The 13,784-nt window shown below is 40.0% G+C and carries 12 protein-coding genes; 7 read left to right on the forward strand and 5 right to left on the reverse strand.

All coding sequences use genetic code 11. The features are described from left to right. Positions 1-12 precede the first annotated feature (12 nt). The 4 genes from AC27I2_RS13765 to AC27I2_RS13780 form a co-directional block, all read right to left on the reverse strand. On the reverse strand, positions 13-669 hold the full coding sequence (locus tag AC27I2_RS13765; RefSeq protein WP_058405053.1) for an HAD family hydrolase: 657 nt from the start codon (positions 667-669) through the stop codon (positions 13-15). 63 nt (positions 670-732) lie between these two features. Beyond that, entirely contained in the window at positions 733-1,032 is a 300-nt protein-coding gene (locus AC27I2_RS13770) for a hypothetical protein (RefSeq protein WP_058405052.1), read from the reverse strand. A gap of 114 nt (positions 1,033-1,146) precedes the next feature. Next, positions 1,147-3,432 carry a TonB-dependent receptor gene (locus AC27I2_RS13775; protein WP_058405051.1) on the reverse strand — a complete coding sequence of 762 codons (2,286 nt, stop codon included), beginning with the start codon at positions 3,430-3,432 and terminating at the stop codon, positions 1,147-1,149. A 416-nt stretch (positions 3,433-3,848) separates the two neighbouring features. Beyond that, positions 3,849-4,709 carry a mechanosensitive ion channel family protein gene (locus tag AC27I2_RS13780; RefSeq protein ID WP_058405050.1) on the reverse strand — a complete coding sequence of 287 codons (861 nt, stop codon included), beginning with the start codon at positions 4,707-4,709 and terminating at the stop codon, positions 3,849-3,851. A 320-nt stretch (positions 4,710-5,029) separates the two neighbouring features. Here AC27I2_RS13780 and AC27I2_RS13785 point away from each other — a divergent pair, with 320 nt between their 5' ends. The 4 genes from AC27I2_RS13785 to AC27I2_RS13800 all read left to right on the forward strand — a co-directional run bounded on the left by AC27I2_RS13785 (position 5,030) and on the right by AC27I2_RS13800 (position 10,339). Beyond that, positions 5,030-7,171 (forward strand): M3 family metallopeptidase, encoded by a 2,142-nt coding sequence (locus tag AC27I2_RS13785; protein ID WP_058405049.1) that lies wholly within the window; start codon positions 5,030-5,032, stop codon positions 7,169-7,171. 110 nt (positions 7,172-7,281) lie between these two features. After that, complete coding sequence (locus AC27I2_RS13790; RefSeq protein ID WP_487204594.1) at positions 7,282-8,121, forward strand: carboxylate/amino acid/amine transporter; 840 nt, start codon at positions 7,282-7,284, stop codon at positions 8,119-8,121. A gap of 74 nt (positions 8,122-8,195) precedes the next feature. After that, positions 8,196-9,521, forward strand: a complete 1,326-nt coding sequence (locus AC27I2_RS13795) for a glycerophosphodiester phosphodiesterase family protein (RefSeq protein ID WP_487204595.1) — start codon at positions 8,196-8,198, stop codon at positions 9,519-9,521. Between the two features lie 83 nt (positions 9,522-9,604). Then, positions 9,605-10,339: a dienelactone hydrolase family protein gene (locus AC27I2_RS13800; RefSeq protein ID WP_487204596.1), complete on the forward strand. Its 735-nt coding sequence runs from the start codon at positions 9,605-9,607 to the stop codon at positions 10,337-10,339. A 19-nt stretch (positions 10,340-10,358) separates the two neighbouring features. On the opposite strand, the gene AC27I2_RS13805 is transcribed toward AC27I2_RS13800, so the two are convergent. Continuing rightward, positions 10,359-11,282 carry a LysR family transcriptional regulator gene (locus tag AC27I2_RS13805; protein WP_058552233.1) on the reverse strand — a complete coding sequence of 308 codons (924 nt, stop codon included), beginning with the start codon at positions 11,280-11,282 and terminating at the stop codon, positions 10,359-10,361. A gap of 167 nt (positions 11,283-11,449) precedes the next feature. Here AC27I2_RS13805 and AC27I2_RS13810 point away from each other — a divergent pair, with 167 nt between their 5' ends. From AC27I2_RS13810 to yghU, 3 genes are all read left to right on the forward strand, one after another. Then, on the forward strand, positions 11,450-12,133 hold the full coding sequence (locus AC27I2_RS13810) for a type 1 glutamine amidotransferase domain-containing protein (RefSeq protein ID WP_058405044.1): 684 nt from the start codon (positions 11,450-11,452) through the stop codon (positions 12,131-12,133). Positions 12,134-12,263: 130 nt separating this feature from the next. After that, positions 12,264-12,839 carry a rhomboid family intramembrane serine protease gene (locus AC27I2_RS13815; protein ID WP_487204597.1) on the forward strand — a complete coding sequence of 192 codons (576 nt, stop codon included), beginning with the start codon at positions 12,264-12,266 and terminating at the stop codon, positions 12,837-12,839. A 42-nt stretch (positions 12,840-12,881) separates the two neighbouring features. After that, the gene (gene yghU, locus AC27I2_RS13820) at positions 12,882-13,724 is read left to right on the forward strand and encodes a glutathione-dependent disulfide-bond oxidoreductase (protein WP_487204598.1); all 843 of its coding nucleotides are present in this window, start codon (positions 12,882-12,884) and stop codon (positions 13,722-13,724) included. The last annotated feature ends 60 nt before the right edge of the window (positions 13,725-13,784 follow it).

The raw sequence follows: 13,784 nt of genomic DNA on the forward strand, positions 1-13,784 counted from the left end.
TAGTGACTTAAACTATAGTTGAGATTGCACCCATTGCCAAAACTCCTCAAGGTTACCCATGCAATAGGTCGCTTTGCTAAAGTCATGCTCTTTGGTGTGGCTATTTGCAATAGCAACCACTCTTAAGCTCGCATTATTTGCAGCGCTTACGCCTGTAAACGTATCTTCTACAGCTATCGCATTTTCTGCCTTTATGTTTATTTGCTTTAAAGCGAGTAAATATGGGTCGCCTGCAGGTTTGGGGTTAATCACATCATCTTTGGTAACAACGCTATCAAACAGCTCATAAAACCCCAACCCTTTTAGAATTGGCATCGCTTCACTTGTTGCACTTCCTGTTACGAGTGCCATTTTTAAGCCGCTATTTTTAACCGCTTTTAATGTTTGCACCACAAAAGGCATAAGAGGCGGTAAATTCGTTTTTACGTATTCACCAAATAATCGGTATTTCTCTGCGGCTAAAAACTCAGCACCGACTGATAAGTTATTCTCACTTTTAATTTCAATTGCCGCTTCAAGTGTAGGGCGCCCTGAAAATCGCTGACAAAATTCATCTTCTAAATAACTTACTCCAAATGGCGCTAACAGTCTGCTCCAACATACAAAGTGCATTGCTTCTGAATCGACTAGCGTGCCATCCATATCAAATAAAACGGCCTGTAAACTCATGATTTCTCCTTAAATTATAGTGCTAAAAAAAGGTGCTTCAGCACCTTTTTTGTTATTACATGATTATTGCGTTAAACCAGCAGGCGGCTCACCAAAAGCCTCTTCACCAGTTTCAATATCAACTAACTCATAGCCACGCGCTTTACGAACCACCTTAAGTACAGGTTTTTCAAAAGCGGTTTTTAAGCGCGCCGAGTCATCTTTTAATTCATCAAGCGTTGTACCGAACGGTGCTGCACCTGTTTCAGACCAATTAGTTACTTTACCATTAAGGTTATATTCTACTTCGTGTATTTGATATTGCGCTGCTTCATCTTTTGTTGCTTCACAAAAAATTACACGGTAATTCCAAAATCCAGCCATTCTATTTCTCTATCAATAAACCAATTATGCGCTACTTTAACAGCTCTAAAAGGGATCACAAAATAAAAAGCCTGCACATGGCAGGCTTTTAAATGCATATTTCTAATCTATTTATTAGAAAAATTTAACTTTAAATTCAGCACCAACATAACGCTCTTCATTAACAATACCCGTGTTATTGTTAAAGTCGATTGCGCCTATTGCTTGTTGCTCATCAAATAAGTTACGAACAAAACCAGCAACTTCGTATTCGTAGTCACCTTGTGCCCATCTGTAACCTGCACGAAGACCAACTTCAGTTAAAGGCTTGCCTTCAAACTCTACAGATTCATATAAGAACATGTTGATTTTGCTGCGGTAAGAAATGTCACCATTTGCAAAGAAATCACCATCTTCAAGCTCTTTAGTGTAACGAAGTGTAAAGTTAGAAATCCACTCTGGTGCATGCGGTAAGCTGTTACCGTCTAAAATTGCACGAGCTTCAGGACCAAAAGGACCTGCAACTTGGAAAGTTGGATCTGTCACAGTACACTGGCCACACACAGCTACAGCTAGGTCATTATCTTTAAGCTCAGTTTTGTTATAGCTTAAGTTAAATGTTGCATTAAGCTCATCGCTTAATACCCACTCAGTGTCTAACTCAAAACCGTAGCCCGTCGTTTTATCTGCATTGATTAAGCGGTTAAAGTTTGCACCACCACCTACAGCAGTCAATTGCTGATCGCTCATTGTGTAGTAGAACACAGTTGCGTTTACGCGACCTTGTCCGTCTAACACGTCTGATTTAATACCTGTTTCAAATGAAGTTACGGTTTCAGAATCAGCTGTTGTTACTTCATCACCAAATAAAATACGACCTTGCAAGCTTGGTGCGCGGAATGTATTAGCTACGCGGCTGTACCAGTTTACGTCTTCGTTTACTTTGTAGTTTGCAGATAAATCCCAGCTTACATGGCTATCGCTAACATCTTGCTCGATAAATAAAGCACCACCGCCAACAGGGCTAAGTGTACGATCTGCAGAGAAATCTTTTTCATCATCAGAGTAACGAAGACCCGCTGTTACTTTTAAATCATCAGATACAACATAATCAACAGAGCCAAATACTGCCCATGCTGTTGTGTCTTGCTGCTGTTTTACATACCCGTTTAAGGCGCCAGCATTTGGTGATGAAAATGTGTCATAGCTAAAGTTTTCAATTGTTAGTTCTTCATCAAAGTAAAAAACGCCCACTTGATAATTTAAGTCGCCGTCAAAGTTACTTGATAAACGAAGTTCTTGAGTAATTTGATCTTGCTCAGGAATACCATCGGCACTTTCTGAAGGGAATGGAATAAAGCCAGGGCCCATGTAATCAGGAAGGAAAACAGCACCGTAACCACCGTCAATATCACCACGAGAGTAAATTTCAGCGCTTTCCCATGCAGAGATAGACGTTATAGTGTGGTTTTTAAGTTCCCACTCAAGTCTTAGGCTCATACCTTCAGATTCTACTTGTTGAGTAGAACGAGCACCGGCATCTTGGTAAACAACATCATGCTCGTAGTTATCAACCAATTCGTTAGAGCCAGATTCAATTACGTTTGCACGAAACGCAATAGGCGAACCATCTAAATCACGTGTGTGATAGTTTAAAAGCGCAGAAAAATCATCGCCTTCATATAAAAACTGAATACGTGCAGCTTTTTCAGTATAACCGCCCTGTTGATCTTTAGCTTCAAAATTAGGTGCTTGGTTATCAATGTAATCATCTTTATCTTGCCATAATAATGAAACGCGAGCAGATAAACGATCTGTTAGCGCACCACCTACAGCACCTTCAGTGTCTACTGCGCCACGGCTACCGTATGAAACCGCACCGTAACCGTCAAACTCTTGGCTAGGTTTAACTGAATCAAACTTAACAAGGCCTGCAGGCGTATTACGGCCAAATAAAGTACCTTGCGGACCACGTAATACTTCTACGCGCTCAATATCAAATACTGGAAAGCCTTTTAAAATCGCATTTTCTTGAACAACTTCATCAACAACTAACGATACAGGTTGAGACGCATTCAAATCGAAATCGGTGTTTCCTAAACCACGTACGTAAAAACGAGGGAAAGAACGGCCAAATGAAGATTCGATAGACAAGCTTGGAATTTTCGCATTCATAAAACGAATGTCCATACCCGCAGAGCTGTAGGCATCAAGGTTATCACCTTGCAATGCAGATACAGCTACAGGCACCTCTTGAGCATTTTCTACACGTTTACGTGCAGTAACTTGGATAACTTCTAGTTGATTACTTTTTTTAGCCGTTTCTTCTTCAGCAGCAAATGAAGAAACAGAAGTGCCAGCAGCAGAGAGTAGTGCGGCATTGATGATTGTCGCTATTGCAGATTTTTTAATTGCTTTCATGTCGGGTATTAACCTTTTGTATGCACTCTTGTTCAACGGTTTTTTGTGTTGCGCAATGTATTCATTGCGGGTTCGTACAATTTTTCGCGACTTGGCTATATGCGCGCGGACCTTATTATCGAGAGTACAAAAACGAAATAATGAGGCTGAACGAACGAGTGAGATTATACCACTGTGTGATAAATTTACTGCATAAAATCTTTGTAATTTTGAAACTTTTTTGCAACATTTAACCACAAGATAGCGGCTTTTTATTACTTTTTAGATGTAAAAACCCAATTATAAGGACATATGTCCTTATCAATAAAACTGCAAATAAAGTAGCAATTTTAAAGTTTTAACTTAAAAACCTAACTTAGGTACGCTTTTTGCTAGCGAAGAAAAAACCGCACAAGGCGGTTTTTTTCAATGTTTTATCATGTTCGCTTTATGGCTATTTCACCATCGATATGAATGTCTCGTTGAGGGAACGCAATCACCACATTATGTTGCTCAAATATGTCATACAGACTAAAGCGAATATCACTGCGCACAGTTCTAAGCATGGTTTCAGATTCAGCACATACCCAAAAAACAGCGTTAAAAACTAGCGAGCTATCGGCAAAGTCATCAAACAACACTGCCGATTTTGGTGTTTTTAAAATTGCGTCATGTTCATCTAACACCTGCTGAATGAGCTTTTTAACTAATACCACATCTGATCCATACGCCACCCCAACACTCACCGATGAACGTGCATTACCATCTATTAGCGTCCAGTTGGTTACTGTGTTCTCTAATAATTGACTGTTGGGTATTAGCATATGCACCCCGTCATTTCGACGTATACGCGTTGAACGAGTATTTATAGTTTCGACGACACCTTTGGCACTGCCTACTTCTAAAAAGTCACCTATTCGAATGGGGCGTTCCCACATTAATATCCAACCGCTTATAAAGTTATTAATTATATTTTGCGCACCAAACCCCACGCCTATTGCAATGGCGCCAGATACAAATGCAAAAGCCGTTAATGGGATGTTTAATACTTCCAGCGAGGTGAAAACTAAAATGGCGATACTTAAAATAAAATAAATACGCGTAAATAAATGAACAGCATCTTGGCTTATTTTTTTGGCAAGTAAGGTTCTTTTTATTAACTTACCAATGTGGGTTACCACAAACCACATTGCAATCAAAATAAGCGGCACCTGAATTATTTTTGCCACTGTAAGTTGGATGTCGTTGTAACTAAATACAACAAAAGAAAGGATTTCGTTTATTTGTTCTAAATTCATTTATTTTCCAATCAGGGAGTCTTTAACTTTATTATAAGGTGAATGTGTTTTAATTAACTAACCTTAGCACGCCACAATGCAATTTAACTGACTTTAAAAATTGCGTTTTGTTATTTTATAGCACTTATGACTCCAAAAAGGGCATCAAAATAAACAGCTCAAGCTACTTTTACCTACCTAATCTCCTATTTTTAGCTAATTTGCGTTTAAATCCAGCTTAATCTCGATAAACTTTATTGTATATAAATCAAAATTTGGTAAGTTAAGTGGGTTTTTCGACTCGAAAAGCCTATTCCGGCTAATCTTTCTATGGAGTTATTATGCGTAAAACCCTAATCGCCACTACAATTGCTAGTGCATTATTACTATCTGCCTGTTCAGAAAATAAATCAGAAACACAAACAATGGCAAAAGAAAGCGCAGCACAAGTGCAAGACGTAAACGCAAGCAATGTGTTATTCAAACCAAGTCCTTTACAATACATGGCACCTGAGTTTGATAAATTTGGTACTAAAGATTACGAAGCCGTATTTGATGCAGGTATTGCAGAGCATACAGCTCAAATACAAGCAATTGCTAATAACCCAGAGCCAGCAACATTTAAAAATACATTAGTTGAAATGGAACTATCTGGAGAATTATTGAACCGTGTATCTACGGCATTTTATAACTTATCGGGCCTAATCTCAGATGATGAATACCAGCGCATTAGTAAAAAAATGGCGCCAGTATTATCGGCTCACTCTGATGACATTTATTTAAACGGCGCTTTATTTGAGCGCGTTCAAACAATATACGACAACCAAGCAACACTAAGCGCTGAAGACCAACGCCTTGTTGATTTTTACTACAAGCAATTTGTAAAAGCCGGCGCTAAATTAAGCGACGAAGAAAAAGCAAAAATGCGTGAAATTAACGCACAGCTTGCTAACTTATCTACTGCGTTTTCGCAAAACGTTTTAAAATCGTTTAAAGAAGATGTCATTGTTGTTACTGACAAAGCTAAACTTGCTGGCCTTTCTGAAGGTGAAATTGCAGGCCTTGCCGCTGCAGCTAAAAAAGCAGGTAAAGATGGCTACATGATCACGCTTGTGAACACCACGCAACAGCCTATTTTATCAAGCCTTGAAAACCGCGAGTTACGTGAGCAAATTTTTACTGCATCAGCAAACCGTGCAGCACAAACAAATGGCCCTATCATCATTGAAGAAACTAACTTACGTGCACAAAAAGCAGAGCTGTTAGGCTACAAAGACTGGGCTTCGTATGTAATGACGTCGCGTATGGCGCAAACAACTGAAAATGTATATGGCATTTTAGATGACCTTGCCCCTAAAGCAGTTGAAAAAGCAAAAATTGAAGCCGCTGCTATTCAAAAAGTAATTAATGATTCGGGCGAAAGCTTCGAACTTAAACCTTGGGATTGGGCATTTTACGCTGAAAAAGTACGTGCTGAAAAATACGACCTAGACCCTGCGTTAGTTAAACCTTACTTTGAAATGAGCTCAGTAATTAACGATGGTTTATTCTTTGCGATGAATAAACTATACGGTATTACGTTCAAAGAACGTCAAGACTTACCGGTTTACCACGAAGATGTAACCGTTTACGAAGTATTCAACGCTGACGGCAGTGCAATTGGTTTATTTTACATGGACCCATACGCACGTGAAGGCAAGCGTGGCGGCGCATGGATGAGTGCATACGTAAGCCAAAGCGGCTTAAAAGGCACTAAACCGGTTATTTATAACGCGCAAAATATTCCAAAACCTGCTGAAGGCGAGCCAACGCTTATGACCTTTGACGAAGTGTCGACTATGTTCCATGAATTTGGTCATGCGGCTCACGGTTTATTCTCAGATGTTAAATACCCAAGCCTTGCTGGTACTGCAACGGCGCGTGACTTTGTTGAATTTCCATCTCAAGCACATGAAGATTGGATGATTGAACCTAGCGTACTTGCTAATTACGCTAAGCATTACAAAACCGGTGAGCCAATTCCACAAGCATTACTTGATAAAGTATTAGCATCGCAAAAATTCAACCAAGGTTTTGGTACGACTGAATATTTAGCGGCTGCTTTACTGGATATGGAATGGCATTCATTTGGTTCAGATAAAAAAATCAATGATGTTCAAGAGTTTGAAAACGCAGCACTAAAAGCTCACGGCATTGATTACTACCCTGTACCACCGCGTTATAAATCAAACTACTTTAGCCATACTTTTGCTGGCGGTTACTCTGCGGGTTACTACGCCTACCTTTGGACTGAAGTATTTGCAGCCGATGCGTTTGCACATATGGAAAACAACGGCGGTTTAACACGTGAAAACGGTGATAACTTCCGTAAAGAAATCCTATCAAAAGGTAATAGCCGCGACTTAATGCAAAGCTACATTGAGTTTAGAGGTCAAAAACCGACAACCGACGCACTACTTAAGCGCCGTGGTTTAGTAGAATAATAACTTAACTTATTATTTTTAACATAAAAGCCCGCTTGCGGGCTTTTATTGTTTATACCTTAATTTATAACAGATAAACTTAGCCAATTAGTTATTACAAAATGATGGTTATGGGCTATTTATTTGCAGTGACCCTACTTTGGGCATTTTCGTTTAGTTTAATTGGCGTATATTTAGCTGGGCAGGTTGATGCATGGTTTAGCGTATTAATACGTGTTGCGCTAGCCACATTGGTATTTTTACCTTTTATTAAACGCCTTCCTCCCGCCACCGCAATCAAGCTTATGCTAATAGGCGCTGTGCAACTTGGTGTTATGTACAGTTTTTATTACCACTCATTTTTGTTTTTAAGCGTCCCTGAAGTATTGCTTTTTACCGTAATGACGCCGCTCTATATCACTTTATTGAACGACGCCCTTAACAAACAGTTTAATCCGCAATTTTTTATTGTCGCTTTAATTGCCGTATTGGGTGCTGTCGCAATTCGTTATGAAAACCTCGACAATAACTTTTGGTTAGGGCTGTTGCTTGTGCAAGGAGCTAATTTAAGTTTTGCCACTGGTCAAGTCACTTACAAACGACTAATGCAAGGCAAGCAGCTTGACGGCAAAGCGGCATTTAGCTGGTTTTTTATTGGTGCGCTTATTATTGCCGGCTTATGTTACGCTTTATTTGGTAATCCAAGTAAGTTACCAAGCACGAATACACAATGGGGAATTTTAATTTATTTAGGAATTGTGGCCTCAGGCCTAGGTTATTTTTTATGGAATAAAGGCGCAACGCTTGTCAATGTTGGGGCTTTGGCAGTTATGAATAACTTACTTATTCCAGCCGGTATTATTGTTAATATTATTATTTGGAATAGAGATGCCGATATTTTTAGGCTAAGTGTTGGTGCTGCAATAATGCTTTTAGCTTTAGTGGTTAATCAAATAATGGCGAAAAAATAAGTTCACTTTCCTGTCGTTTAAATGTCATTAAGTGTGACTAAGGTAGTGCAACTTTTATTTTTTAAGGATAAACAATGAAACGTATTACCTTATCTGCCAGCTGCCTTCTATTTGTTGCACTTGTTGGCTGTGACGACGAAGTTAAAGTAGTCGAAAAAGACGTGGTAGTAACGAACACACACGTTGAAATTGTAGAAGTGCCGACCCCAGTGGTTGTAGAAGTTGCACAAGGAAGCAATATTCAACTAGGTACACGCCCAGATTATTTAATAAACGACATGGCGCCAAGCGAACTAAAAACACAATTAACCTCTTGCCAAGATGGCCCATTTTATACGACAGACTTTTCAATTGGGCATCGTGGTGCGCCAATGCAATACCCTGAACATACTAAAGAGTCTTACGTTGCAGCAGCGCGTATGGGGGCAGGTATAGTAGAGTGCGATGTAACGTTTACAAACGATAAAGAACTCGTATGCAGGCACTCACAATGTGACTTACATACCACCACCAATATTTTAGCAATTCCAGAACTTGCTGCAAAATGCAGTGTGCCATTTACCCCTGCCAATCCAAATACTGGGGTTTCTGCTTCAGCAAAATGCTGTACAAGCGATATTAGCCTGAGCGAATTTTTAACCCTTGAAGGAAAGATGGATGGCGCCAACACAAACGCCACCACGGTAACTGAATACCTCAACGGCACCCCAAATTGGCGCACCGATTTATACGCAACAACAGGTACGCTTTTAACCCATAAGCAAAGTATTGAATTATTTAAAGCACTGGATGTAAAAATGACCCCAGAGCTTAAGTCGCCTCAAGTTAGTATGCCTTTTGATGGTATGAGCCAAGAACAATATGCACAAAAAATGTTGGATGAATACACGCAATTAGATGTACCAGCAAGTCAGGTTTATCCACAATCATTTAACTTAAACGATGTTAAATACTGGATAAATAACAACCCTGAATTTGCAGAACAAAGTGTTTATTTAGATGGCCGCGATAGCGAAGCAGGGTTTGATCCGAGCAATCCAGCAACATGGCAACCAAGCATGGCCGAGCTGGTTGCTGACGACGTTAAAATACTCGCGCCTCCCATTTGGATGATGTTAACCATCGATAACGATAATAATATAGCTCCTTCACAATACGCCATTGAAGCAAAAGCTGCTGGCTTGAAGCTCATAGCATGGAGCCTTGAGCGCTCAGGGCCGCTAAATGAAGGCGGTGGTTATTATTATCAATCAATTGCTGATGTAATAAATAACGATGGCGATATGATGACTGTAGTTGATGTTTTAGCAAAGCAAGTAGGCGTTATTGGTATATTTTCTGATTGGCCCGCCACAGTAAGTTACTACGCAAGCTGTAATAAAATGCCTGCCAGTATTTAAAAAACGCATTTCAGCGGTCGTTTATTCTGCTGCGCTCAGTTACCATAAAGAGAGAATCTAAACATTTTTAACTGAGCGCTTTTATGATCATCCAACAACATAATGCTGATTTACCAACACCAACAGGCCTAATGCGAACCACAGTGTATCGCCCACAAGCCGATGGGCAGTTTCCTGCTATTATTTTTTACTCTGAGATTTTTCAGCAAACCGCCCCCATTGCCCGTAGTGCTGCACTTTTGGCAAGCCATGGTTTTGTTGTGTTAGTACCTGAAGTATTTCATGAGTTAAACCCTATCGGGACTGTACTTGCCTACGACGATGCAGGTAAAGATAAAGGTAATGCTGATAAGTGGGAAAAACCGCTTGAGCATCACGATAGCGACACACAAGCATTAATCGATTTTGTAAAATCGCAACAATACTGTTCAGGTACAGTGGGTGCAATGGGCGTATGTATTGGCGGGCATTTAGCTTACAGAGCTGCACTTAATCCCCAAATAAAAGCGGCGTTTTGTTTATACGCAACCGATATTCATAGCGACACACTACCAGCTCAAAAAGGAAACAATTCATTTGAGCGCATGGCCGACATACAAGGTGAAATACATTTTATTTGGGGTAAACAAGACCCTCATGTACCACAGGAGGGTCGCAGTAAAATTTATCAACAATGTATTAGTAGCGGTATTAATTACCAGTGGCAAGAAGTTAACGCACAACATGCCTTTATGCGCGACGAAGGTGAGCGATATGACGGTGCACTCGCAATCACTATGTACCAACAAGCGGTGGCGCTATTTAACCGCACGCTTTAATGCAAAGCCATTGAGTTATTTAAACGCTTTTCAGCATACCCAGCGCGGTATGCTGCTTTACAAAGTACGCTTTTAAATAATCAATAAATAACCTAAGTTTTTTAGAGCCAGTGGCACCTGGCGGAAACACCCCATAAAGCTCAATATCTTTAGTTTTGTAATCGTCTAGTATGATCTCTAGTAGCCCTGCTTGGACTTTAGGCCACGCATCATAAAGAGGAATACGACCAAGGCCATGCCCCGCCTCTACAAATGCCGTTCGAGCTGCCGCATTATTAGTACTTAAACCACCTTGCATTGTAATGTCGTGTTTTTTGCCATCTTTTTGAAGTGTTAATGTTTTACTTCCTAATTGATACACGACCCACTTGTGCGCTTTTAACTCCGCTGGGTTTTTAGGTTTACCAAAGTAATCAAAGTAATCTGAAGAGCCACAAATACAGGTGCTCATTGTGGTGAGTTTTGTAGCTTGTAAGTTTGAGTCACTTAACGCAACACCACGAATAGCAATATCAAAGCCATTTTTTATTATATCTACTACGTCGTCTGTCAGTTGTAGGTCGATGTCAATTTTTGGATATTGACGCTTAAACGTATTTATAGCGGGTACAATTAATTGCATGCCTACATTAACAGGGCAACTCACTTTAAGTAAACCTTGCGGCTCGCTTTTTATATTTTCTATTTGCTGATTCGCGGCATTGGCTTGCTCAGTAATAACGCGACAGCGTTCGTAATACGCTATACCGGCCTCAGTGAGTGTCATTGTGCGAGTTGAGCGATTTAAAAGCGTAACTTCAAGCTGGGTTTCTAGCTTTTTTAAGTGATAGCTTGCCACAGCACGCGTTAAACCTAGTTGCTTAGAGGCGGCAGTTAAACTTCCTTGCTCTACAATTTGTGCAAACACCACCATACTTTTTAATTGTTCGAATGACACTTTCATGGTTGTTTCCGCCTAGTTTAAAATTCAACCCACACATTGTATCAATTATTAAACCAATAAAGTCAAATTTATCATCGTTGTTTAAAGCAGTTTAAATGCATATAGTAAATACACGAGTTTGGTGAATACCAAATACTGATTAACTCAATTATCGAAGGAATATTGTTATGGCTAAAAAAATACTTATGGTACTTACTTCACATTCGGACCTTGGTAACACAGGTGAAAAAACCGGTTTTTGGGTTGAAGAATTTGCAGCACCTTACTATGCATTTGTTGATGCAGGCGCTGAAGTAACACTTGCGTCTCCGGCTGGCGGCCAACCGCCAATTGACCCTACAAGCACGCTTGCTGATTTTCAAACCGATGCAACTAAACGTTACGATGCAGATAGCGCAGCGCAAGCGCTAATGGCTAATACCCATGCACTAAGCGAAGTAAATTCAAGTGATTACGACGCAGTATTTTACCCTGGTGGCCACGGCCCATTATGGGATTTAGTAGATAACACCGATTCTGTATCGCTAATTGAAAATTTTATTAAAGAAGAAAAACCCGTCGCTGGCGTATGTCATGCAAGTGCTGTGTTTTTAAATGCCAAAGATGCAGACGGAAACGCATTGGTAGCTGGTAAAAAAGTAACCGGCTTTACTAATAGCGAAGAAGAAGCAGTACAACTAACCGACATAGTCCCATTTTTAGTAGAAGACGAGCTGATCAAAAAAGGCGGCGACTACCAAAAAACTGAGGACTGGGGTGTGCTTGCTTTAGAAGATGGTTTATTGATCACAGGTCAAAACCCTGCAAGTTCAGAGCTTGCTGCTAAAAAACTATTAACTAAATTAGGTTAATAGCAATTATACACTAAAGGCCAATACGGCCTTGATTAAGCACAGCATTTAAGCTGTGCTTTTTATTTGCTTTTCATTACTCAATACAATTCCTATACTAGCAACTGCTTAAGCTCATTAGGGAAAATATATGACAACCCAGTCTCTGTCATTAGTTACTACTTCAAGATTTGCAATATTTAGTATTGTTGCTGTTTGCTTTGTACTTCAAGTTATTAATAGCCTCCCTGGAATAAACCTCAATGGTTTAGGTATTTATCCGCGTAGCATTCAAGGTTTAATTGGCATACTTTGCGCTCCCTTTTTACACGGTAGTTGGTGGCACTTTGCCAGTAATATGCTGCCATTTGCGGTGCTCAGTTGGCTTATTTGCCAATACAGTGTTAAACGATTTTACACCGTGTTTGTTTTTACTGCGCTTGTAGGAGGTTTGCTTGTATGGGCATTTGGTCGCAGTAATTTTCATGTTGGTTTGAGCGGCGTAATATATGGTTTATGGGGTTTTATTCTCTGCTATGGCGTGGTTAGGCGCTCGCTAAAATCAATCGTAATCGCTGTAGTCGTTGCCATACTTTATAGCGGTTTTATTTGGGGCGTATTGCCGCAACGTTTTCATATTTCGTTTGAAAGCCACTTATTCGGAGCCTTAAGTGGTTTGTTTTTGGGTTATAAATTAGCAAAAGCAGATAGACAAAAAGGTTTGTGAAAAAACTATTTTAAGTAAATCAATCTAACAGTGAGGTTATTTATGAGCAATAAAAACGATTACACACCACCCAAAGTATGGACTTGGGAAAGTGAAAGTGGCGGTAAGTTTGCCAGTATTAATAGGCCCATAGCTGGGGCAACTCATGACAAAACCTTACCTATTGGTGAACATTCATTTCAGCTTTACTCGCTAGCAACACCGAACGGCCAAAAAGCCGCTATTATGTTTGAAGAACTTTTAGAGCTTGGCCTTAATGATGCGCAATACGATGCTTATCTAATTAATATTGGCGAGGGAGATCAGTTTGGTTCTGACTTTGTTAATATTAATCCAAATTCAAAAATTCCTGCGCTACTTGATCACTCAACAACACCGCCAACACGTGTATTTGAGTCGGGCTCTATTTTGCAATATTTAGGTGAAAAATTTAACGCATTTATACCTAAAGGCCTTGTAGCAAAAACCGAGTGTCGTAACTGGTTATTTTGGCAAATGGGTTCTGCACCCTACTTAGGCGGCGGGTTTGGCCATTTTTATAGTTATGCGCCAAGTAAAATGCAATACCCTATTGACCGCTTTACTATGGAGACCAAACGCCAACTCGATGTACTTAACCAGCATTTAAGTAACAATGACTATATGGCGGGCGATGAATATTCAATTGCCGACATGGCTATTTGGCCTTGGTATGGCTCGCTTGTTTTAGGCGACTTGTACGATGCTGCAGAGTTTTTAGACGTTACCTCTTATACGCATGTTGTTAGATGGGCTAAACAAATCGCTGAGCGTCCCGCGGTTAAAAGAGGTCGTCGTGTTAATCGCACATGGGGCCCCGAAGAAGACCAGTTAGCCGAACGACATAGCGCAGACGACTTTAAGTAAACTGTTGCTAACACTTCAAAAAACCAGCTTAAATGCTGGTTTTTTATGTTCAATTTTAAT

This window comes from Pseudoalteromonas sp. NH0006-46, assembly GCF_057547735.1.